At 71.1% G+C, this 21,615-nt stretch carries 17 protein-coding genes and 1 pseudogene; 5 read left to right on the top strand and 13 right to left on the bottom strand.

Features of this window, described 5'->3' with window-relative positions; translation table 11 throughout:
• Nucleotides 1–127: 127 nt before the first annotated feature.
• A complete protein-coding gene (locus PSEJ35_RS0113875; RefSeq protein ID WP_028918296.1) occupies nucleotides 128–3,292 on the bottom strand; it encodes a TonB-dependent receptor in 3,165 nt (1,054 codons plus the stop codon).
• Nucleotides 3,293–3,510: 218 nt separating this feature from the next.
• Nucleotides 3,511–6,273: a TonB-dependent receptor gene (locus tag PSEJ35_RS0113870; protein ID WP_028918295.1), complete on the bottom strand. Its 2,763-nt coding sequence runs from the start codon at nucleotides 6,271–6,273 to the stop codon at nucleotides 3,511–3,513.
• Nucleotides 6,274–6,522: 249 nt separating this feature from the next.
• On the opposite strand from PSEJ35_RS0113870, the gene PSEJ35_RS0113865 reads away from it, so the two are divergent.
• Together PSEJ35_RS0113865 and PSEJ35_RS0113860 are read left to right on the top strand one after the other, a co-directional pair.
• Nucleotides 6,523–7,539: a sugar kinase gene (locus PSEJ35_RS0113865; RefSeq protein ID WP_028918294.1), complete on the top strand. Its 1,017-nt coding sequence runs from the start codon at nucleotides 6,523–6,525 to the stop codon at nucleotides 7,537–7,539.
• Nucleotides 7,540–7,692: 153 nt separating this feature from the next.
• Nucleotides 7,693–8,361 carry a glutathione S-transferase family protein gene (locus PSEJ35_RS0113860; protein WP_028918293.1) on the top strand — a complete coding sequence of 223 codons (669 nt, stop codon included), beginning with the start codon at nucleotides 7,693–7,695 and terminating at the stop codon, nucleotides 8,359–8,361.
• A gap of 279 nt (nucleotides 8,362–8,640) precedes the next feature.
• Here the strand turns inward: PSEJ35_RS0113860 and PSEJ35_RS0113855 are convergent, their stop codons facing one another.
• From PSEJ35_RS0113855 to PSEJ35_RS0113840, 4 genes and pseudogenes are all read right to left on the bottom strand, one after another.
• Complete coding sequence (locus PSEJ35_RS0113855; protein WP_028918292.1) at nucleotides 8,641–9,273, bottom strand: response regulator transcription factor; 633 nt, start codon at nucleotides 9,271–9,273, stop codon at nucleotides 8,641–8,643.
• The gene (locus tag PSEJ35_RS0113850) at nucleotides 9,270–10,376 is read right to left on the bottom strand and encodes a histidine kinase (RefSeq protein ID WP_028918291.1); all 1,107 of its coding nucleotides are present in this window, start codon (nucleotides 10,374–10,376) and stop codon (nucleotides 9,270–9,272) included. Before PSEJ35_RS0113850 ends, PSEJ35_RS0113855 begins: the two co-directional genes overlap by 4 nt.
• Nucleotides 10,377–10,461: 85 nt before the next feature.
• Nucleotides 10,462–11,319 (bottom strand): annotated as a pseudogene (ligD, locus tag PSEJ35_RS0113845) (non-homologous end-joining DNA ligase); the annotation flags it as partial.
• A gap of 165 nt (nucleotides 11,320–11,484) precedes the next feature.
• On the bottom strand, nucleotides 11,485–12,420 hold the full coding sequence (locus PSEJ35_RS0113840) for a Ku protein (protein ID WP_028918289.1): 936 nt from the start codon (nucleotides 12,418–12,420) through the stop codon (nucleotides 11,485–11,487).
• A 148-nt stretch (nucleotides 12,421–12,568) separates the two neighbouring features.
• Between PSEJ35_RS0113840 and PSEJ35_RS0113835 the strand changes: the two genes are divergently transcribed.
• Complete coding sequence (locus PSEJ35_RS0113835; protein ID WP_028918288.1) at nucleotides 12,569–12,751, top strand: hypothetical protein; 183 nt, start codon at nucleotides 12,569–12,571, stop codon at nucleotides 12,749–12,751.
• 76 nt (nucleotides 12,752–12,827) lie between these two features.
• On the opposite strand, the gene PSEJ35_RS0113830 is transcribed toward PSEJ35_RS0113835, so the two are convergent.
• The 5 genes from PSEJ35_RS0113830 to phhA all read right to left on the bottom strand — a co-directional run bounded on the left by PSEJ35_RS0113830 (nucleotide 12,828) and on the right by phhA (nucleotide 17,985).
• Complete coding sequence (locus tag PSEJ35_RS0113830; protein WP_024868434.1) at nucleotides 12,828–14,030, bottom strand: amino acid aminotransferase; 1,203 nt, start codon at nucleotides 14,028–14,030, stop codon at nucleotides 12,828–12,830.
• The gene (locus PSEJ35_RS17355) at nucleotides 13,976–14,560 is read right to left on the bottom strand and encodes a hypothetical protein (protein WP_156924825.1); all 585 of its coding nucleotides are present in this window, start codon (nucleotides 14,558–14,560) and stop codon (nucleotides 13,976–13,978) included. The genes PSEJ35_RS0113830 and PSEJ35_RS17355 overlap by 55 nt, the downstream gene beginning before the upstream one ends.
• Nucleotides 14,561–14,608: 48 nt before the next feature.
• Entirely contained in the window at nucleotides 14,609–14,848 is a 240-nt protein-coding gene (locus PSEJ35_RS0113820; RefSeq protein ID WP_028918287.1) for a hypothetical protein, read from the bottom strand.
• An 89-nt stretch (nucleotides 14,849–14,937) separates the two neighbouring features.
• Nucleotides 14,938–17,043 (bottom strand): TonB-dependent receptor, encoded by a 2,106-nt coding sequence (locus PSEJ35_RS0113815; RefSeq protein WP_051412700.1) that lies wholly within the window; start codon nucleotides 17,041–17,043, stop codon nucleotides 14,938–14,940.
• Between the two features lie 45 nt (nucleotides 17,044–17,088).
• Nucleotides 17,089–17,985 (bottom strand): phenylalanine 4-monooxygenase, encoded by an 897-nt coding sequence (gene phhA / locus PSEJ35_RS0113810; RefSeq protein ID WP_028918285.1) that lies wholly within the window; start codon nucleotides 17,983–17,985, stop codon nucleotides 17,089–17,091.
• A gap of 125 nt (nucleotides 17,986–18,110) precedes the next feature.
• Between phhA and PSEJ35_RS0113805 the strand changes: the two genes are divergently transcribed.
• Both PSEJ35_RS0113805 and PSEJ35_RS17065 read left to right on the top strand, forming a co-directional pair.
• Complete coding sequence (locus PSEJ35_RS0113805) at nucleotides 18,111–18,587, top strand: Lrp/AsnC family transcriptional regulator (RefSeq protein ID WP_028918284.1); 477 nt, start codon at nucleotides 18,111–18,113, stop codon at nucleotides 18,585–18,587.
• A gap of 140 nt (nucleotides 18,588–18,727) precedes the next feature.
• Nucleotides 18,728–19,501 carry a cupin domain-containing protein gene (locus PSEJ35_RS17065; protein WP_084635563.1) on the top strand — a complete coding sequence of 258 codons (774 nt, stop codon included), beginning with the start codon at nucleotides 18,728–18,730 and terminating at the stop codon, nucleotides 19,499–19,501.
• Between the two features lie 15 nt (nucleotides 19,502–19,516).
• On the opposite strand, the gene PSEJ35_RS0113790 is transcribed toward PSEJ35_RS17065, so the two are convergent.
• A complete protein-coding gene (locus PSEJ35_RS0113790) occupies nucleotides 19,517–20,380 on the bottom strand; it encodes a phosphatase PAP2 family protein (protein WP_028918283.1) in 864 nt (287 codons plus the stop codon).
• Nucleotides 20,381–20,507: 127 nt separating this feature from the next.
• Nucleotides 20,508–21,278 (bottom strand): rhomboid family intramembrane serine protease, encoded by a 771-nt coding sequence (locus PSEJ35_RS0113785; RefSeq protein WP_028918282.1) that lies wholly within the window; start codon nucleotides 21,276–21,278, stop codon nucleotides 20,508–20,510.
• Nucleotides 21,279–21,615 lie beyond the last annotated feature (337 nt).

The raw sequence follows: 21,615 nt of genomic DNA, 5'->3' as shown, positions 1-21,615 counted from the left end.
GGAAAGCGTCAGGAGAAGAAGCCCGGCCAGTCTCCGCCGGCGCCGGGGCGACGGCGGGAGGTCCGGTCGGGCCGCCCGGTCCCGCCCACGGGAGAGGAAGGGGAATGGGCGGGGCCGGAGCGACACGTCAGAAGCGATAGCGGACACCGAGGTAGTACTGGCGTCCGTTGACGGTGTAGCGATCGGGCATCTGCAGCGCCGAGTCGACGTAGCGCCGGTCGGGGGTGTCGAGCAGGTTGATCGCCTCTAAGGTCATCGTCAGCTTCTTGTTGAGGCGGTAGGACATGTTGAAGTCCACGTTGCGCACGTCGTGCTTTCCGGTCACGTCGGCGGTGGCCAGCTCGTTGCCGTCCAGGTCCCACACGTTCTCGCGGCTGAGTACCTCGCTGATGTAGCCGTCGCGGTAGCTGGTGGACACGCGCGCGCTGAACTTGCCGTCGTCGTAGTACAAGGTGGCGTTGTACGAGTTCGGCGACAGGTTGACCAGGTCGTTCTCGGTGTACGTGGTCACCACGGTCCGGTTGTTGTTGGTCGCGGTGCTGAACATGTACTGGATGCTGGATTCGACGTGGGTGTAGTTGAGCTGCACGCCGAACCTGCTCCAGAAGCCGGGCAGGAAGGTGAAGGGCTGCTGGTAGGTCAGCTCGTAGCCCTTCAGCGGGCCGCCCGGGGTGTTGTAGTAGCTCTGCACGTTGAACAGCGTGTCGGCGGTGAACCCGGCCGGCAGCAGGTCCAGCGAGTAGCCCATGTCGCGCCAGGTGGTCAGCAGGCGGGTGCGCTGCACGTAGCTGTCGATGTCCTTGTAGAACAGCGCGGCCGACAGCAGTGCGCCCTCCTGGAAGTACCACTCCAGGCTCAGGTCGTAGTTGGTCGAGCGGAACGGATCGAGCTTGGGGTTGCCGAGGTTGATCGAGAACACGCGGCCGTCGTCGAAGTACTGCGTCGGTCCGCCGCTGACGCTGGGCGACAGGTAGCCCAGCGTGGGCCGGGCCATGGTCTTGGCCGCGCCGAAGCGCAGCACCAGCTCGTCGCTCAGGTCCCAGGCCAGGTTCAGCGACGGCAGCACGTCGCGGTAGCGGTGGTCGACCACGCTGCGCACCAGGTAGCGGTCGCCCGGCGCGGAGGTGGCGTTGGCCACGCCGAAGAAGGCTTGGCAATTGGCCGAATTGTTGGCGGCGTTGGCGGCGGTGCAGGGCGCCCAGCCGCTGGCGGTGATCTGGGTCTCGACCACGCGCACGCCGATGTTGCCGCGCAGGGCACGATCCAGCAGGTCGGTGTTGAAGTCCAGCTGCAGGTAGCTGCCCAGGCTGCGCTCGTTGACCTCGAAGTTGTTGTTCGAGGCGCCGAAGTGGCCGACGCTGGCCAGGCGGTAGTCGCCGCCCTGCACGCCAGTGTCGCAGTTGCAGTAGATGTCGAGCAGGTCGACGATCCTGCCGAAGTCCGGCACCAGCCAGCTGGACGGCGCGCCGGAGAGGTTCTTGCCGAACCCGGTGAGCGTGGTGCTCAGGTCGGCGACGCTCAGCCCGTCGGGCAGCGCCTGGGCCAGGCGCCCGTAGCTGATGTGGCGGTACTCCTCCGTGCTCATGTCGTAGTCCTTGTAGGCAAGGCCGCCACGGAGGGTGAAGGTCGGGTTGATGTCGAACTGCAGGTCGACCTTGGCCGAGTCGAAGCTGTTCTCCACGTACTGCGGGTTGAGCCGGACCTCGCTGATGTTGCTGCCGCGCGCGGTGCCGTTGCTGTTGACCGGCACGGCGCCGTAGCCCAGCCACGACCACGCCGACGGGTCGTTGAGGTCGAACGGGAAGGTCATGCGCGGCATGTCGGGGTCGCCGCGCAGGTCCAGCACGAAGCCGTCCAGGTTCTGGTTGTCGAAGCTGACCAGCGAGAACACCGGGCGCTCGTAGTTGGAGCTGGAGTGGCCCAGCTGCGCGTCCAGGCGCACGTCGTCGTTGAAACGGTGCTCCAGGCTCAGGCTGTACTGCTGGAACTTTGTCGACTCCTGGATGTTGGTCGACTCGGTGCGGAAGTCGACGTTGTCGAACACGCCGTAGACCAGCCGGTTCATGGCGTCGACCTCGGCCTCGCGGACCACGATCTGGGTCTTGCCGCCCAGGTTCGCCGCGCGGTGCAGGTTCGCGCCCAGCGAGTCCTCGCGCTGGTCCTTGGACAGCTCCGAGTACATCGCGTCGAAGCTGAGCAGGGTGTCGTCGGAGGCGCGCCACTGCAGCGCGCCGGTCACGCCGATGCGCTCGATCTCGCTGGCGGTGCGGATGTAGCGCGGATAGCGCGGGTGCCAGGCGTTGGTCGCGGTCTCGTAGGCGGCGACGTTCTCCGGCGTGTTGGCCGGGCGCGGCAGGCCGGTGCCGCAGTTGTTGGCGTCGATGCCGAAGCTGCCCCAGCCGTTGTTGCGGTCCTGGTTGGCCTGCGAGCCGGTGCCGGCCGGGGTCTCGTTGGACAGCGGGTTGCGCGGGGTCTGTGGGACGTAGCCGACCGGCGAACAGAAGCCGTAGGTGCCGTTGTTGTTGGCGTTGGACTGGTTGGAGTTGCGGTGGTTGCCGTGCTCCCAGCGCACCGGGTTGTAGCCTTCCTCGTACACGTTGCGCTTGCTGTAGGAGGCCGACAGCAGGGCGCCGAAGCGGCCGTCGGCCCAGGTGTTGGAGACCAGCCCCGACACGCGCGGGTCGATCTCCCCGGCCAGTTCGCCGTAGCCCGCCTGGGCGCTGGCGGAGGCGCGGAATCCGTCGAAGTCGAACGGGCGCGAGCCGCGCAGGTCCACGGTCGAGCCGAGCGAGCCTTCGTCCATCTGCGCCGACTGGGTCTTGTTGACCTTGACCTGGCTGAACAGCTCGGAGGCGAAGGTGTTGAAGTCGAAGCCGCGGCTGCGGTTGACGCCGGCGGTGCCGGTGCCGGCGGTGGCCAGCGCCTCCAGGCCGTTCAGGCGCACGCGGGTGAAGTCCGAGCCCAGGCCGCGGATGGAAATGCGCTGGCCTTCGCCGCCCTCGCGGTCGATCGAGACGCCGGCGATACGCTGCATCGATTCGGCCAGGTTCTGGTCGGGGAACTTGCCGATGTCCTCGGCGAAGATCGCGTCGACCTGCTCGGTCGAGTAGCGCTTCTCGTCCAGCGACTTCTGCAGGCTCTGCCGGTAGCCGGTGACGGTCACCCGGTCCAGCTCGGTGACGTCCTGCGCTGCGCCGGCCTCCTGGGCCGCGGCGGGCAGGGACAGGGCGGCGGCGATGGCCGCGGCCAGCAAGGTAACCGGTGTCTTTCCGGTGCGGTCGTACTTCGGCATTCCAGATCCCTCCCAGGGAGTGGCTGTGTGGATCGGTTCGGGCGACGGGACGGACGTGGCCCAAGGAGCCACCGGGCCGATGACACCGATGGTCAAAGGCGAAACTAGCAGCACCCGCAGGCGCTTGGCATCTTGCATCGCAACACCCGCCGGGCGCCGCAAAGGAAAAGGCCGGGGCGTCGCCGCCCCGGCCTTTCCAACGCAGCAGCCGGTGGACCTCAGAACTTGTAGCGCAGGCCCAGCAGGAAGGTACGGCCGGTCTCGCTGTACTCCAGCGGCAGCGACACGTACGGGTTGGCCACCCACGATTCCTGGGCTTCGTTGGTCAGGTTGCTGCCTTCCAGGCTGATCTCGGCCTTCTCGCTCAGCTTGTAGCGGATCGATGCGTCGAGGACCGTGCTGCCGCTCTGGCCGTGCACGCCGTTGGCGGCGCTGTTGAAGCCGGTTTCGGTGCCCGGGACCTGGATCAGGTAGTCGTTGCGGTTGGTCGCCGAGATGCGGCCGGAGAAGCGCTCGCCTTCGTAGAACACGGTGGCGTTCCACGAATTCTTCGACTGGCCGGTCATCGCCGCCTTCTGCGCCGCGGCGCCGCTGGACAGCAGGTACTGGATCTCCGAATCGACGTAGGTGTAGTTCAGCTGCACGCCGAAGTTCTGCCAGAAGCCCGGCAGGAAGGTGAACGGCTGGGTGTAGTTGAACTCCAGGCCACGCAGGCTGCCGCCCGGGGTGTTGATCGGCACGGTGAACACGAACTCGTCGTTGACCGTGGCGGTGGTGCCGTCGAGCAGGTTGGCCGGCAGGCCGCTCTGGGCGTACACGCGCGACTCGCGGGTGTTCTGGATGAAGCTGTCGATGTCCTTGTAGAACGCCGCCAGGCCCAGCATCGCGCCTTCGTCGAAGTACCACTCGAAGCCCAGGTCGTAGGTCTTGGCGCGGGTCGGATCCAGCATCGGGTTGCCGCCGCTGACGGTGCGCGCGCTGCCGCTGACGCTGACCGTGACGCCCGGGGTCAGGCTGCCCAGGCCCGGACGCGACATGACCTTGGCGGCGCCGAAGCGGACCAGGAAGTCGGGGGTGACTTCGGCGACCAGGTTCAGCGACGGCAGGGTGTCGCTGTACTCGCGCGACACGGTGACCGGGACCGGCTGGCCGCTGGCGGTGGCGATGCCGGTGGAGGTCTGCTTGGTCTTGACGTAACGGACGCCGAAGTTGCCCGACAGCGGGATCGCGCCGAGGTCGGTCGAGAACTTGCCCATCAGGTAGCCGCCGCGGTCCTTCTCCTCGACGCTGCGGTCGCTCGGGGCGTAGTTGGACAGGGCGAAGGTGCCCTCGCCGCCCAGCGCGCCGAACAGGTTCACGATCTTGTCGAAGTCCGGCACCACCCACTTGCCCGGGTGGCCCTTGACGCCGGTCAGCTTGCCGATCTCGGTCATGTCGGCCGGGACGATGCGGGTGCCGTCGGCGAAGTTCGGGACGATGGTTTCGGTCGCGGTGCGGCGGCGCTCGATCGAGTCGAAGGTGTAGTCCTTGGCCTGGATGCCGCCCTGCAGGGTGAACGACGGGGTGGCCAGCCAGGTGAAGTCGACCTGGCCGGTGTCGAACTCGTTGGTCACGTAGTTCTGGCGCAGGCGGATCGTGGACAGGGTCCAGCCGTTCGGGTCGGTCGGGTCGACGCCGTAGTTGAAGACCGGCTTGTTCATGTTGCCACGGTAGTCGTAGCTGTAACCCTGGACGTCCAGCTTGTCCATCATCACCGTGGCCTGGACCGGGTTCTTGTGGTCCGACTTCGAGGTGCCGACCTTCGCGGTCATGAAGAAGCTGTCGTTGAACTCGTGCTTGCCGTCCAGGCTGAACTGGGTGAACTCGGTGGTCCACTCGTCGTGGCGGTTCTCGGCACGGATGTCGACGTTGTCCATCTCGGCGTAGACCAGCGCGCCGTTGCGGATCTCGCCGCGGTTGACCAGGATCTGGCGCTTGCCGTCGGCCGACGACTTGCTCAGGCCGTTGGCCTCGATGTACTTCTCGTCGCGCTCGGCGTCGATCTTCGAGTACAGCGCGTCGAAGTTGATCTCGGTGCTGTCGGTCGGGCGGAACTGCAGCGAGGCGGTGACGCCCAGGCGCTTCTGGTCGTGCTCCATCAGCGTGTAGCGCGGGAAGCGCGGCGCGAACACGTCGGCCGAACGGGCTTCCTGGAACGGCGAGGCGGCGCTGAAGTTGCCGTTGGCCGGACCGTTGGCCCAGCGGACGGTGCCGCTGCCCTCATCGACCGTCTCGCGCTCGGAGTAGGCGACCGAGAGCAGGCCGCCGACCTTGCCGTCGGCCCAGGTGTCGGCGATCAGCGCGGCGATGCGCGGGGTGGCGGCGCGGGCGGCGTCGTTCCAGCTGCCCTGGATGTTGGTCACCGCGGTGAAGCCGTCGTAGTCGAACGGGCGCGCGGTGCGCAGGTCGACGGTGGCGCCCAGCGAGCCTTCGTCCACGTCGGCCGAGGCGGTCTTGCGCACGACCAGCTGCGAGAACAGGTCGGAGGCGAACACGTTGAAGTCGAAGCCGCGGCTGCGGTTGGTGCCGCCGGCGCCGTCGGTGCTGCCGACCGTGCTCAGCGCTTCCAGGCCGTTGAGGCGCACGCGGGTGAAGTCCGGGCCCAGGCCGCGGACGGTGATCTGGCGGCCTTCGCCGCCGTCGCGGGTGATGACCACGCCCGGGATGCGCTGCAGCGACTCGGCCAGGTTCAGGTCGGGGAACTTGCCGATGTCCTGGGCGACGACCGCGTCGACCATGCCGATCTCGCCGCGCTTGATGTCCTGGGCGCGCTCGAGGCTGGCCCGGTAGCCGGTGACGACGATGGTGTCCAGGTCGGTAGCGGTGCCCTGCGTCTCGGCGGCGGCGTCCTGCGCCATCGCGGACGGCATGTACAGCGCGAGGCCGATCGACGCGGCCAGCAAGGTAACCGGTGTCTTACGGCGGGTGTTCCGGGTATTCATATCCCCTCCCAGAGGAAGAACTCGCAAGATTGTTTTCGGAAATGCGCAGCCAGCGGATGACACCGCTGGTCAAACAAGACGCTAACATCGCCGAATGGTGACGTTCATCTTGCAGCGCAACACGAGCGGTCCGCGCACCGCCCGTCGGGCCGGTTCCGGCCACGTTAGAATGACACCGCTGGCCAACCTCGCGGGCGCCCCTGCATGCCACCATGCCCGCGGCGGAGGCCGTCATACCCGGGAGGAAAGATGGCGCGTGTCGTGTGTTTCGGTGAGCTCCTGCTGCGGCTGAGCGCGCCGGGCCGGGAAAGGCTGCTGCAGAGCCCGTCGCTGGAGGTCCGCATCGGCGGCGCCGAGGCCAACGTCGGCGTGTCGCTGGCCCAGTTCGGCCACCAGGTTGCGGCGGTGGGCACCGTGGCCGACAACGCCCTGGGCGAGGCCGCGGCCGGCGAGCTGCGCCGCCACGGCGTCGACACCTCCGGCCTGCGCCGGGTGCCGGGCCGCATGGGCCTGTACTTCCTCGCCCCGGGCGCGGCGCAGCGTCCGGCCGAGGTGCTGTACGACCGCGCCGGCTCGGCCTTCGCCCTGGCCCCGGCCGATGCCTACGACTGGCCGGCCCTGCTGGCCGGCGCCGACTGGCTGCACCTGTCCGGGGTCACCCCGGCGCTGGGCGCCAACACCGCCGGCGCCGCGCTGGCCGCCGCCCGCGCCGCCCGCGCCGCCGGGGTGAAGGTTTCCTTCGACGGCAACTTCCGGCCCAGGCTGTGGGAGGTGTGGAAGGGCGACGCCAAGGCGATCCTGTCCGAGCTGATGGCCGAGGCCGACCTGCTGTTCGCCGACTACCGCGACATGGGCGTGGTCCTGGGCGGGCAGTACCCGCAGGCCGAACCGCTGGCGCGCGTGGACGCCGCCGCGGCCGACGCCTTCGCCGCGTTCCCGCGCCTGCAGTGGATGGCCTGCACCATCCGCACCCCGCGCAACGTCGACCACCACGCCCTGTCCGGCGTGCTGGTCGGGCGCCAGGCCGGCACCGCGCTGGCGCCACAGGAGGAAGTGGGCCCGATTGTGGACCGCATCGGCGGCGGCGACGCCTTCGCCGCCGGCGTGCTGCATGGCCTGTGCCGCGGCTGGGCGCTGGAACGCACGATCCGCTTCGGCCTGGCCGCCGGCTGCCTGAAGCATTCGATCCCCGGAGACTTCAACCTGGTGTCCGAGGCCGACGTCGAGGCGCTGGTCGGCGAGGGCCGCTTCGACGTGAAGCGCTGAGCCCCGCGGGGCATGCGGATGGAAGGGCGGCCACTGGCCGCCCTTTGCATTTGCCGAACCATGCACATGACGGCAGCGCCGTCCGTGTCACATTCGGGCGTCCCGGGCCGTCGCAGGGGGAAAGCGGGGATTTCCCGCAGCTGGAGACCGTCGATGACCCCGACCATCACCGCCTTCGCCGATTCCCCCGGCCGCGGCCGCGGCCTGGCCCGCGACATACGCGTGCGCTGGGCGCTGGAAGAGGTGGGGCAGCCCTACGGGGAGCGCCTGCTGTCCTTCGACGAGCTGAAGGCGCCGGCCCACCGCGCCATCCAGCCGTTCGGGCAGATCCCCACCTGGGAGGAGGACGGGCTGGTGCTGTTCGAATCCGGCGCGATCGTGCTGCACATCGCCGGGCGCCATCCTGGCCTGCTGCCAGGGGAGGCGCACGCGCGCAGCCGCGCCATCTGCTGGATGTTCGCCGCGCTCGACACGGTGGAGCCGCCGATCTTCGAGCGCTCGCTGGCGACGGTCCTGGAGCGCGACGAACCCTGGTTCGCCGCCAGGCTGTCCGTGCTGGACGCGCGGGTGCGGCAGCGGCTCGGCGAACTTTTGCGTCGCCTCGGCAACGCCGACTGGCTGGACGGCGACTTCAGCGCCGGTGACCTGCTGATGGCGTCGGTGCTGGCGCGGCTGGAAGGCAGCGGCCTGCTCGGCGGGTACCCGAACCTGGCCGCCTACCTGCTGCGCGGCAAGGCGCGTCCGGCGTACCAGCGCGCCTATGCCGCCCAGTTCGCGGTGTTCCTGCGTTCGCGCTCGGCGAAGGACCCGGCCGCGAACTAGCGTCCGGCAACCGGCCGCGGCGCGATCCGCCGACGTCCGGTTGCCGGCGTCGCGTGTGCTGGCTTCGCCGGACGCCCGGTCCGGCGAAGCCAGCAGGCCGTGGAGGTCGCGCGGGCCGTCGTAGCACAGCCCGTTGACGAACAGGCTGGGCGTCCCGCTCACGCCACTGCGCGCGCCACCTTCGAAGTCGGCCTCGATGCGCGGGTCGAAGGCGCCGGCCAGCGCGCGCGCAGTGCATCGCCGGCGTGGCGCCGATGGCGCCACGCCGGTGGTCGCGACTCAGATGATCCGCAGGGTGATCGCCTTGAGCACGGCGCGGGTGCGGTCGCGGGTGCCGAGCTTGTCGAGGATGTTGGACACGTAGTTCTTCACCGTGCCCTCGGCCAGGAACAGGCTGCGCGCGATCTCCTTGTTGGAGTAACCGCCGGCGAGCAGGCGCAGGATCGCCACCTCGCGTTCGTTGAAGCCGTCGTGCGGTGGCGTCTCGTCGTGGAAGCGGTAGCGGGCGCGCACCGGATCGGTGCTCACCGGCGCCAGCAGGGTGTCGCCGCCGGCGACGCGGACGATGGCCTCGTGCAGTTCCGCCGGCGCCGCGTCCTTGAGCAGGAAGCCCTGCGCACCGGCCGCGCGCGCATCCAGCAGCAGGTCGCTGTCGTCGAAGGTGGTCAGCAGCAGCACCGGGGTGGCGTCGCCCGCCTCGCGCAGGCGGCGCAGCGCGGCGATGCCGTCCAGGCCGGGCATGCGGATGTCGCTGAGCACCACGTCCACCGCCTGCAGCTGCAGCGCGTCGAGCAGGCCCTGCCCGTCCTCGGCCTCGAACGCGACGTCCACGCCCAGCCCTTCCAGCAGCGCACGCAGGCCGGCGCGCACCAGCGCCTGGTCGTCGGCCAGGGCCACGCGCAACCGGCTCATGCCGGCAGCCTCGCCAGCAGGCGCAGGCCGCCGCTGGCGGTGCGGTCCAGTTCCAGGGTGCCGGACAGCGCGGCCAGGCGCTCGCGCATGCCGGCGATGCCGTTGCCCTCGCGCACGCGTTCGCCGCACCAGCCGTCGTCGTGGATCTCGATGCGCAAGCGGCGGTCGTCCTCGTCGATGCGCAGCCACACGTGCTCGGCGTTGGCGTGGCGCGCGGCATTGGTCAGCGCCTCCTGGGCCAGGCGCAGCACCGCCTCGGCCACGGCCGGGTCGGCGATGCGCACGCCCGGGGCGATGTCCACCTCCAGCGTCGGCCGCGGGAACGGCGCGGCGAGCGCGCGCAGCGCGGTGGCCAGGTCCAGGCCGCGGTCGTCGCGCAGCGACTGCACCACCTGGCGCAGGTCGCCGAGCAGTTCGCCCGACAGGCGTTCGGCCAGGGCGACGCCGGGATGGTCGGCAAGCGCCGGGTCGTTGGCCAGCGCGCGCAGGTTCAGGCGCATCGCGGTGAGCTTGTGCCCGGCTACGTCGTGCAGCTCGCGGGCCAGGCGCAGGCGTTCGGCGTCGCGCGCGCTGTCGGCGAGCAGGGCGCGGGTGGCGAGCAGGTCGGCGTTGACCCGGGCCAGCGCGTCGCGCGATTCCTCCGCCGCCCGCGCGTAGTGCACGCAGATCGCCGCCAGCGCCTGGAAGCCCATGTTGATCAGCACCATCGGCAGCGGGTCGCCCTCGCTGCTGCCGCGCAGGGCGAGGTAGAACCCGGTGTTGGCCAGCAGCGCCGCGCCGGTGGCGAGCGGCAGCGGCCAGGTGGTGAACGCGCAAGCCACCCACACCACCATCAGCACCTGCGCCGCGCCGACCCTGGCGCTGGCTGCGCTGAGGACCACGATCACCACCGGCATCAGCAGCAGCACCGCGTGCTGGACCCGGCGCATGCGCTCGGGCACCACGCTGAACAGCACGAACAGGACCAGGAAGGCGCACAGCGCCGATCCCGCCAGCAGGCGCTGGCCGGGCGCGGTGAAGCGCATCGCGTAGCCGACGGTGAGGATGGTCAGCAGCCCGGCCAATGGCAGGGGCCGCAACAGGTTGGCGAAAGCCTGGCGCATGGGCGGATGCTCCCGCCGCCGGAGGCGCGTGGCAATGGCGGCGGCGCAGGTCGTGACTTCCGGCACTGCGTCGACGGCGGGACGCTCAGCCGCCGGGCAGTGTCTGGCGCAGCGTGGCGATGCCGTCCCACGGATGGCGCCGCAGGCGCACCGCGCGCTGCAGGGCGCGGGCCATGCTCGGCCAGGCCGGCGAATCGACCTTCGACAGCTCCTCCCAGCGCAGCGGCAGGGCCACGGTGGCGTGTTCGCGCGCGCGCAGCGACCAGCCGGTCACGCTGGTCGCGCCGCGGGTGTTGCGCAGCCAGTCGAGGAAGATGCGGCCGCCGCGCAGGTCCTTGCGCATGTTGGCGACGAAACGGTCCGGCTTGTCCGCGGCCAGCGCCCTGGCGAACGCCTCGCAGAACGTGCTGGCGCGCTCCCAGGGCGCCGCCGGCGCCAGCGGCACGACCACGTGCAGGCCCTTGCCCCCGCTCAGCCGCAGGAAGCTCTCCAGTCCGGCCGCGCGCAGTCCCGCGCGCACCAGGCGCGCGGCGTCGCGCACCTCGGCCCAGGGCACGCCCTCGCCCGGGTCCAGGTCGAACACCAGCCGGTCGGCGCGTTCGGGATCGTCGATCGTCGCGCCCCAGGGATGCAGCTCCAGCGCGTTCATCTGCACCAGCTGCAGCAGCCCGGGCGCGTCCTCGATGTACAGGTAGTTCTCGACGCCGCTCTTCTGCCGCAGCGGGATCGCATGTACCGCCTTGCCGAAACCCGGACCATGGTGCTTCTGGAAGAAGCATTCGCCGCCGGCGCCATCCGGGCAGCGCACCAGCGACAGCGGCCGCCGCGCCGCTTCCGGCAGCAGCCAGCGCGCCACCGCGGCGTAGTACGCGGCGACTTCGCCCTTGGTGATGCCGTCGACGGCGAATACCACCCGTTCCGGATGGCTGATCGATACCCCACCGACGGCCATCGGCCCGCCTTCGCCCGCGGGTCCGCCGCGCCGGCGTGAACGCGGGGCACGCGTATCCGCTGCCGCCTGCTTGGCGCCACGCTTCGGGGGTGCTTTCGCTGGTTTGCGGCTTGGCATGGCGGGCTTCGGCTCAATGGTCCGAATGGGCAGGCCAGGTCATCCGGCCTTGCGCTTGGCCGGCGCCTTGCGCGCCTTCTTCGCCGGCGCGCGCCGGGTCGTCTTGGCCGCGGTCTTGCTGGTGGACTTGCCGGCCGTGGAGTTGGCCGCCTTGCCCGCCTTCTTCGCTGGCGTGCGCTTCTTCGCGTCCAGGCTCTGCTGCAGCAGGGCCATGAAGTCGACCACGTTGGTGGTGGCCTCCTCCGGCGCCTCGGCGTCTTCCTCGATCTTCGCCGTGCCGCCCTTGCTCTTGACCCGCTTGCGGATGATCGCGTGCAGGCGCTCGCGGAACTCGTCGCGGTAGTCGCCCGCCTTCCACTTGCCGCTCATCGAATCGATCAGCTGCTCGGCCATCTGCAGTTCGCGCGCGGTGACGCGGTAGTCGGACGGCTTGCCTTCCGGCAGCGCATAGTCGGCCGGGTCGACCAGTTCCTGCGGATAGCGCAGCAGCATCAGGATCAGCGCGTCGCCCTGCGGCAGCACCGCCGAGAGGTACTCGCGGGTGCGGATGACCACCCGGGCGATGCCGACCCGGTTGCTGGCGCGCAGGGTCTCGCGCAGCAGCACGTAGCCCTTCTCGGCCTTCTTCGCCGGCACCAGCACGTAGGGCTTCTCGTAGTAGCGCGGGTCGATCTCGGCGGCGTCGACGAAGGTCTCCACCTCCACCGTCTCGTGGCTTTCCGGCGCGGCCGCCTTGATGTCCGCCTCCTCGAGCACGACGTAGCTGCCCTTGTCGTACTCGTAGGCCTTGACCACGTCCTTCCACGGCACTTCCTCGCCGGTGTCGGCGTTGACCCGCTCGTAGCGCACCGGCTTGCGGTCGCGCGAGTCGAGCATGCGGAAGTGCAGGTCGGTGCGGCGTTCGCCGGACATCAGCGACACCGGCACGTTGAGCAGGCCGAAGGACAGGGTGCCGGTCCAGATCGGGCGGGCCATGGCAGGACTCCGGGTGACGGAAGCGCCAGCGTTCCACTCCGTCCGTCGCCTGTCCGTGACGGCGTTTACCCGGCATTTCCCCGCCGATCACGCCGCCTTGCCCAAGCCGGAGCCAGCATGGCCGTCCGTCCCCCGAGAGACCGCCAGCATGGCCCAGCGAGACCGCAAGGATCCCCCGTTGCCGGGCGAGCAGCACGAACATCCCGAGACCCCTGGCGAACGCGAGCAGCGCAAGAAGCGCGAGGACGAGAACCAGGACGAGGCGCTGGAGGAGACTTTCCCGGCCAGCGATCCGGTGTCGCCCTTCGTTCCGGCGAAGGTGCCCGAGTAATCCTGTCCGTTTCCGGTTGCGGAAACGCGGAAGGCCCGGCGAACCGGGCCTTCCCTGCGTGCAGCCGGCGGAACGCTCAGCCGCGGCTGACGGTCGCCACGGCGCGGGCCACGTATTCCAGGTTGCCCTGGTTGAGCGCAGCCACGCAGATGCGACCGGTGCCCACGGCGTAGATGCCGAACTCGTCGCGCAGGCGGTCCACCTGCGGACGGGTCAGGCCCGAGTACGAGAACATGCCGGCCTGCTGGTTGATGAAGGCGAACTCCGGCGCACCGGCGGCGGCCAGCTTCTCCACCAGGCCCGCGCGCAGGGCGTGGATGCGGGTGCGCATCTCGCCCAGCTCCTGTTCCCACAGCGCGCGCAGCTCGGCGCTGCCGAGCACGCCGGCGACCAGCGCCGCGCCATGCGTGGACGGGCTCGAATAGATCGTGCGGATGATCCGCTTGACCTGCGACTGCACCGCCCTGGCCTGCTCGGCGGTGGCGGCGACCACCGACAGCGCGCCGACGCGCTCGCCGTACAGCGAGAACGACTTGGAGTACGAGCTGGCGACGATGAAGCTGTCGATGCCGGCCTCGACCATGATCGCGATCGCGGCCGCGTCCTCGGCCAGGCCCTTGTCGAAGCCCTGGTAGGCCATGTCGATGAACGGGAACAGCTGCCGCTCCTTCACCACCGCCGCGACCTGCTTCCACTGCTCGACGGTGAGGTCGGCGCCGGTCGGGTTGTGGCAGCAGGCGTGCAGCAGCACGGTGGTGCCGGGCTGCAGCTTCTGCAGGTCGGCGAGCATGCCGGCGAAGTCGACGCCGTGGGTGTCCGCGTCGAAGTAGGTGTAGTCCACCACCTCGAAGCCGGCGGCGGAGAACACCGCGCGGTGGTTCTCCCAGCTCGGGTTGCTCAGTGCCAGAGTGGCGTGCGGCAGCACCTTGCGCAGCAGCTCGGCGCCCACGCGCAGCGCGCCGGAACCGCCCACGGTCTGGGTCGTGGCGACGCGGCCCGCCGCCAGCAGCGGCGAATCCTTGCCGAACAGCAGCTCACGGGTGGCCTGGGTGTAGGCCGGCAGGCCGTCGATCGGCAGGTAACCGCGCGGGCGGGCGGTCGCCGACAGCGACTGCTCGACCTGCTGCACGGCTTTCAGCAGCGGGATCCGACCCTGTTCGTCGTAGTAGATGCCCACGCCGAGGTTGACCTTGGTGGTGCGGGGATCGGCGTTGTACGCCTCGGTCAGGCCGAGGATCGGGTCGCCGGGGACCAGTTCGACGTTCGAGAAGAAGGACACGGCTGCACTCTGGATGCTGGGGGAAGGAGGGTCGGCCCGCGGGCCACGCGGATGGCGCGCCGGCAAACCGCCCAATCGTAACAGGCCGCCCGGATGGCCTCGACCGTTTCGGCTGAGACGGAGGGCCGCGGCCTCAGTGGCGGAATACCAGCCCCAGGCGCAAGCCGCTGTTGTGCATGCGCAGGTGGCCGGTGAAATCGCGGCGTTGCGTACTGGCGTCGATCTGGAACCGGCTGTAGTCGACCAGCACGCCGAAGCGCGGGCGCGGGCAGGTCGCCCCTGTAGTGCTCCTCCAGCTCGCCGCTGGCCGGCGTGCCGTCCATCTCCAGGGTCGCCTTCAGGCCGAAGTCGATCCGGTACCAGGTCAGGCCCGCGCGCGGGCCCAGCGCCCAGGTGTCCTCGCTGAAGGCCCACCACACGTAGTACGCCTCGATGCTGTCGAGGTCGTAGCGCGCGTGCACGGTGCTCGCCGCCTCGTAGACCTTGTCCTCGAACACGATGTCGCGCTGCAGCCGGCGGTCGGCTTCCACGCTGTCGGCGAAATAGCCGACGCCGAACTCGTGGCGGTCGAAGGGTCGTCAGGTCAGTCCGGCGAAGGCGATCCGGGTCTCGTCGTCCAGGCCGAAGTCGCGGCGCAGGTCGACCTCGGTGCCGCGGCCGGTCTCGCCATCGGCGCGCAGCTTCGTATCGAAGCGGGTGAGGCAGGTGCCGATGCTGAAGCTGAAGCGGTCCAGCGGCTCCACGGCCGCGGCGGTGGCGGTGGCGGGCGCGAGCAGCGCCGGCAGCAGCGCGGTCATCCAGCGACGCGAGGTGCGCATACGTCCCCCGTTTCCGGAAGGGCTGCCGGGGCCGCCATGGGCGGACCGGGACGCCCGGTGGAACGACTATACGCCCGCCGCGCGCCGGTTCACGGCCGCCATTCCAGGCCGACGAGCAGGCTGCGTCCGGGGCCGGGTTCGTAGTAGCGGCCGTTGGCCTCGTTGACGATGACCGAGCCGACGTGGGCGCGATCGAGCAGGTTGTCGAGCCGGGCGAAGGCGCGCAGGCGGCCGTCCCGTACCGGGAATGCGCGCGCGGCTTCCAGCCCGAGCAGCCCATGACCGGGCGCGACCGCGGTGCCGCGATCGTCGGCGACCAGCGCCGAGACCGCGCTGGCCTCCGCCGCCAGCTCCCAGGCCGGGCCGGCGTACTGCAGGCGCAGCCAGCCGTGGCGGCGCGGCAGGCCGGGAATGCGCGCCCCGGCGGGCACCGCGTCGGCAGGGGTGGCGCAGCTGCCGCTGCAGAAGCCCTCGCGGAAGCGCGCGTCCAGCCAGGTCGCGGCCAGGTCCAGCGACCAGGCCTCCGCCAGCGGCAGCCGCGCGGAGACCTCCGCGCCCTGCCGCTGCGCCTGGCCGACGTTGCGGTAGCTGCTGCGCCCGCCGCTGTTGCGCGCCACCGCCAGCTCGTCGTCGGTGTCGGCGCGGAACAGCGCCGCCTGCACCAGGCGGCCGCCGTCGCCGCGCCACTTCAGGCCCAGCTCCAGGTTGTCGCTCACCGCCGGGCGCAGGTCGAAGGCCAGGCCGCCCTGGCCGTCCGTGCGGTAGGCCAGTTCGTTGAAGGTCGGCGTCTCGAAGCCGCGGCCGGCGGAGAGGTAGACACGCAGGTCCACGGCCGGGGCGAACACGAGGCCGGCCACCGGGGTGAATTCCGAGTATCCGGCGCGGCCGCTGTCGTCGGGATTGGTCGCGGTGACGTAGCGGTCCTGCGAACGGAAGCGCACCTGGCTGTAGCGCGCGCCGGCCTGCAGCGACCAGCGCGGCGCCAACCGCCACCAGGCCTGCGCGTACTGGTCGAAGCCGTGGACGCGGTCGTCCTGGTCGCGGCGCAGGCGGCCGCGCACGCCGAGGCGGTCGCCGACGAAGTTCTCGTAGCCGCGCCGCTGCTGGGCCTGCAGTTCGGCGCTGGTGCCGACGGTCAGTTCGAACGCGCCGTCGCCGGGCGTCCAGGCCAGGCGCAGGTCGGCACCACCGTAGCTGCCGTCGAGGTCGACCACGCCGCCGGCGCTGAGCGGACTGGCCTGCGCCGCCACCGGCACGGCCAGGTACTGCCCGACCTCGCGCTGGCCGCCGTGGGCGCTCACGCGCAGCCGCGTGGATCCGCCCAGCGGCTGGCTCCAGTTCACGCCGAGCTGGCCCTGCCGCACCGACTTGCGGGTGTCGTACTGCAGCGCCTGCGGCGTCGCCTGGCGCGGTTCCTCGCGCAGCTGCGCGCGGTTGAGGCCCAGGGGATCCTGCGCGTCCGGCGCATCGAGGAAGTTGCCGACCAGCTCGAGGCGGCCGTCACCGTCCAGTTCGCGGTGCAGCTTGAGGTTGAGCGAATCCCGGCGCGCGGCGCCGTGCTCGCGGAAGCCGTCGGTTTCGAAGCGCGCTGCGGCCAGGTGGTAGCCGGTGCCGCCGGCCTCGCCGAGCAGGCGCGCGCTGGCCGCACGGTTGCCATAGCGGGCGCCGGTGGCGCGCAGCACCGCCTGCGTTTCGTCGGTGCCGTCGGCGCTCCACAGCTGCACCACGCCGCCGGAGGAACTGCCGTACAGCGCCGAGAACGGCCCGCGCATCACCTCCACCCGCTCGGCCGCGGCCAGGGCGAAGTGCGAGAGCTGGCCCTGGCCGTCGGGCATCGTCGCCGGGATGCCGTCGGCGTACAGGCGCACGCCGCGCACGCCGAAGGTGGCGCGCGCGCCGAAGCCGCGGATCGACAGCTGCGTGTCCTGGGCCAGGTTCTGCCGCTCGCGCGCCAGCACGCCCGGCACGCTGCCGAGCGCTTCGGACAGCGTGGCCTGTGCGCGGGTGGACGTGCCGTCCAGCGCGATCACGTCGATCGAGGCGGGCAGGTCGAAGGCTGGCGCCGATTCGACGCGCGCCGTCACCGAGACGGCCGGCAGGTCGGTGGCCGGCTGCGCATGTGCGGCCACGACGGCGCTGCAGGCGGCGGCCAGCAGCGCACCGCGGTGCCGGTGGGGGCGGCGGGGCCGGTGCATGCGGCCCAGTGTATCGGGGCCGCGGCCCCGGTACAGGGCCGGAAGTCAGACGTCGCCGCCGCTGGCCCAGCCCTCGCCGGTGCCGCGGTGGAGCACCTCGTCGTCCTCGCGCACGTCCCCGGCCGGGATCGTCTCCTGCGCGGCCAGGCGCGCGTAGATCGGGGTGAAGTCCGGCGCGGTGGCCTGCATCAGCTGTTGGAAGCTGTCGATGACGAAGTAGGTCTTCTGGAAGGTGTCGATCCGGTAGCGGGTGCGCATGACCCGCTCCAGGTCGAAGCCGATCCGGTTTGGCGCATCCGATTCCAGCGAATACAGCGATTCGCCCTTGGACGAGACGATGCCGGCGCCGTAGATGCGCAGACCGTCGGCCTGGCGGATCAGGCCGAACTCCACCGTGTACCAGTACAGCCGGGTCAGCTGCTGCAGCGCCTCCGGCCCGATCGCGTGCGCCTTCACCCCGCCGGCGCCGTAGGCCTGCATGTAGTCGGCGAACATCGGGTCCATCAGCAGCGGCACGTGCCCGAACAGGTCGTGGAACAGGTCCGGTTCGGCGATGTAGTCGATCTGTTCGGGGCGGCGGATCCACCAGGTCACCGGGAAGCGGCGGTTGGCCAGGTGGTCGAAGAAGTCCAGTTCCGGCAGCAGCCCTTCCACGCCGACCAGGGTCCAGCCGGTGGCCGCGCCCAGCACCTCGTTGAGCTGGTCGAAGCGCGGGATCGCGCGCGCGTCCATGCCCATCGCGTCCTGCGCGCGCAGGAACTCGTCGCAGGCGCGGCCGGCCAGCAGCTCGCGCTGGCGCGTGTACAGCGTGCCCCAGGTGGCGTGGTCGTCGGCGCTGTACTCCTCCCACGGCTGCTCGACCACGGCCGTGGTGTAGACCGGGACATAGCCCTTGTCGGTCTGCTGGTGTTCGACGCGGCGGGGGGTGGCGGTTTCGGCCATGGACGGTGCTCCTCCGGTGCAGTACCCAGCGTAGGCCGGAACCCGCGCAACGGGATTGCAAAGTTGCAGGAAACCACGGCCCGGCTGCAATCTTGTTGCACGAAACCGATGTTGCAAGGCAACAAATGGCCACGACCCCCGCCTTCGACCGCACCGATCTGCGCCTGCTGGCCCTGCTCCAGCGCGAGGGCCGCGCCAGCAATGCCGAGCTGGCCGCGCAGGTGAACCTGTCGCCCTCGGCCTGCCTGCGCCGGATCCAGCGCCTGGAGGCCAGCGGCGTGGTCACCGGTTACGGCGCCCGGCTGGATCCGCAGGCGATCGGCCTGGGCTTGCAGGCCTTCGTCCGCGTGCAGCTGGAGAAGCACGGCGCGCCGGGCATCGAGCGCTTCGTCGCTGCGGTGCAGGACTGGGACGAAGTGGTCGCCTGCCACGCCCTGACCGGCGACATGGACTACCTGCTGCACGTCTACGTGCGCGACCTCGAGCATTTCTCGCGCTTCCTGCTCGACCGCCTGCTCAACGCCTCCGGCGTGGCCGACGTCAATTCCAGCTTCGTGCTGCGCACGGTGAAGGCGTCCGGCGGCCTGCCGCTGCCGGGCTGAGCGCCGCGGCGGCGGCAAGGTTACGGCCTGCCAGTTTGCGGGCGCGCTTCGCGTACCTGGGGCACAGGCCATGGACGCTGGCTGGCAACCGGCCGCCGGCGCGTTGACCCGCTACTCATGCCCACCACCGGAGGAAGGCGATGCGCAGGATCGGACTGGCAATGCTGCTGGCGACGGGACTCGTGGGTGGCGCGATTGCAGCGCAGGCACCGGATGCCGCGGGGCCGGTCGCGGTGCACGGCGTCGCGCCGGCCGACGCGGCGGCCGTGGCCTACGACGCCGGCACCTACCGCCTGCTGGTGCCGGGCGAGGCCACCGGTGGTCGCTACGCGGTGATCGAGCTCGACGAAGGTCCCGGCTACCGCACGCCGTGGCATCGCCACGACACCATGGAGGAGCGCTATTACGTGGTCGAGGGCACGCTGACGGTGGATACCGCCGAAGGCACGCGCGAGTATCCGGCCGGCTCGCACGTGGTGATCCCGCCGGGCGCGGTCCACGCCCAGGGCAATACCGGCGCCACCCCGGTGAAGACGGTGCTGACCATCACCCCGGCCGGCTTCGAGCAGTTCTTCATCGACCGCGCCTGGCTCAACCGCACGGTCGAGCGCGGCGACCCGGAATTCCTGCCACGGATGATCGAACTGGCTGGCCGCCACGAACGCTGGCTGCAGCAGGCCGACGCGCCACGCCCGGAAGCGGCGCAGGCGGGCGGGGAACGCGGAGAGCCGGCGGCGAAACGGGAACCCATCGGCGGCCAGCGCGACGCCCATGGCTGCCTGGCGGCGGCCGGCTTCCGCTGGTGCGCGCGCACCGGCCGTTGCGAACGGCCGTGGGAACTGGCGCGCGAGCGCGGCTTCGCCAACAACAGCGAAGCCTTCATCGCCTGGTGCGAGGCGCCGGCCGGCGGCTGAGCCGGCGCCGTCGCGTCAGAGCACGCCTTCCAGCGGCTGGGCCAGCGCCGCCGCCTCGGCGGCGCAGTCGCGCTGGGTCACGTTGCCGCGGCCGGCGCGCGTGGCCAGCTCCTCGGTGGCGGCGGCCATGTCGGCGCGGAAGTCCGGATGGGACTGCAGCCGGGCGAAGGTACCGGCGGCCATGAAGCGGCCCTGCAGCACGTCGCTCTGCCAGTGCACGTTGCACACCAGCCGGCTCTCGCCGAAGTTGCGGCCGCGCGCCAGCAGTTCCGTGGTGCGCTCCGGCACCGCCTGCGACAGCACCAGCGCCCACATCCAGCCGATCGCGGTGTGGCCGGACGGATACGAGCCGTTCGTGCGCAGCGCTTCCTCGTCCTCCGGCGTGCAGGTCGGCGCGGCGTTCTCCACGAACGGGCGCGGGCGCTCGTAGTGCTTCTTCGCCTTGCGCGTGGACGCGGCCGCGTCGGCCAGCGAGCGGCGCAGCAGGCGCCAGGTGGCCGGGGTGTCCTGCTCGGTGATGTCGGTGCCCAGCGTGCAGGCGAAGGTGCCGGCGGCGAAGGGGAAGTGCAGGTCGGCGTCGAGCCGGGCCTGCTCGAAGCGCGGGGTGCCGCGCAGCGCCAGCGCCGCGCGCATCACCGCGTGGTCCTGTTCCAGCGCGGCGCTGCCGGCGGCCGGCGGCGCCGGCACCAGGGCGAGGCTGTCGGGCAGCGCAGCAGTGGCCAGGTAGCCGGCGATGAAGCCGGGGCGCAGCTCGGGCATGCCTGCGGCGGGCGTGGCCGCGGCGGCGGACTCCGCCGCGGGCGGCGCGGCGGTGGTGGCGCAGGCGCCCAGGACAAGGAGCAGCGAAGCCGCGGCCAGGCGCGACGGACGGGACGACATGCGGGGTTCTCCGGGTAGCAAGGAGGCCGCGACCGCGGACGGTCCCGGCCTCATCCGGGCGGAATGATGCCGCGTGTGCGGCAATGGAGGGAAGCGCGGTGGCCGCATCCATCGCGGCGGATGCGCCTCAGTCGGGCGGCGTGCGCGGGCGGAACGGCAGCACCTGGCCGCGGCCGTCGTCTTCGTCGCGGTGCCACAGCACCGGCACGTCGCGCGGCGGCGGCAGTTCGAAGGTGTCGCGCTCCTCGCGTGCCTGCAGTGCCTGCTCCTCTTCCTCGATTTCCCAGCTGTAGCGCTTGCGCGGCGGCAGCGGATCGAGGCGGCGGAACAGCAGTGCGGAGACGGTGCCGGCGATGGCGCCGCCCAGGTGCGACTGCCAGGAAATGCCGTCGCCATGCGGCAGCACGGTCAGCACCGAGCCGCCATAGAACAGCATCGCGATCATGCCCGCGGCGATCGATGGACGGTCGCGGCGCAGCAGGCCCAGCGTGGTCACCAGGAACATCAGGCCATGGGTCACGCCGCTGGCGCCGAGGTGGTGCGAACCGGGTTCGCCCAGCAGCCAGGCGCCCAGTCCCGAACCCAGCCACATCACCGGCAGCGCGCGCAGCGTGGCGCGCGGATAGACGCTGCCGGCGAGGGTGCCGAGGATCAGCAGCGCGGTCGCGTTGGCGGCCAGGTGCGCGGCCGAGCCATGCAGCAGCGGGGCGGTGAGCAGGCCGAGCAGGCCGGCCAGCGTGCCGGGCGTGACCGACATCGCCACCACCGGCAGGCGCGCCTGCATCGCCGCGACCACCACCAGCAGCAGGACGAAGCCGAGGCTGCAGTTGAAGGCGAACAGCAGGCGCCGGCGGTCGCTGGCGGGATCGGGCGCAGGCTGCGTTGGATGGTCGGGCATGGGCGCTCCCATGGTTCGAACCTCCTCCATGGCGACCGCGGGCGGGGGAATCAAGGGCCAAAAAAGAGGTTCTTCTCCCAAGTGAGGGAGAGAGGCACACGGCCGACCCGGCAGACTTGCTGGTGTCTAGACAACAAACTGGGGCCGGCCGTGGCCGAGTTGGATTGTATGTTCCCGCTGGGAGGCTGGGCGGGATATGGCGTGAGCCGCTGGCATCGCGAGCCGCGCGGCGGCCAACGCTGGCTGGTGATCGAGCTTGATCCGCAGGAGGGCGTGCGGCGTTGCTGCAGCGGCTGCGGCCAGCCCGTGGCGGCGATCCACGACCGCGCGGTGCGGC

This window comes from Pseudoxanthomonas sp. J35, from assembly GCF_000513995.1.
In the GTDB taxonomy this organism is placed as follows: domain Bacteria; phylum Pseudomonadota; class Gammaproteobacteria; order Xanthomonadales; family Xanthomonadaceae; genus Pseudoxanthomonas.
The sequence above is the reverse complement of the archived record's forward strand: the minus strand, read 5'-3'. Positions and strand labels throughout refer to the sequence as shown.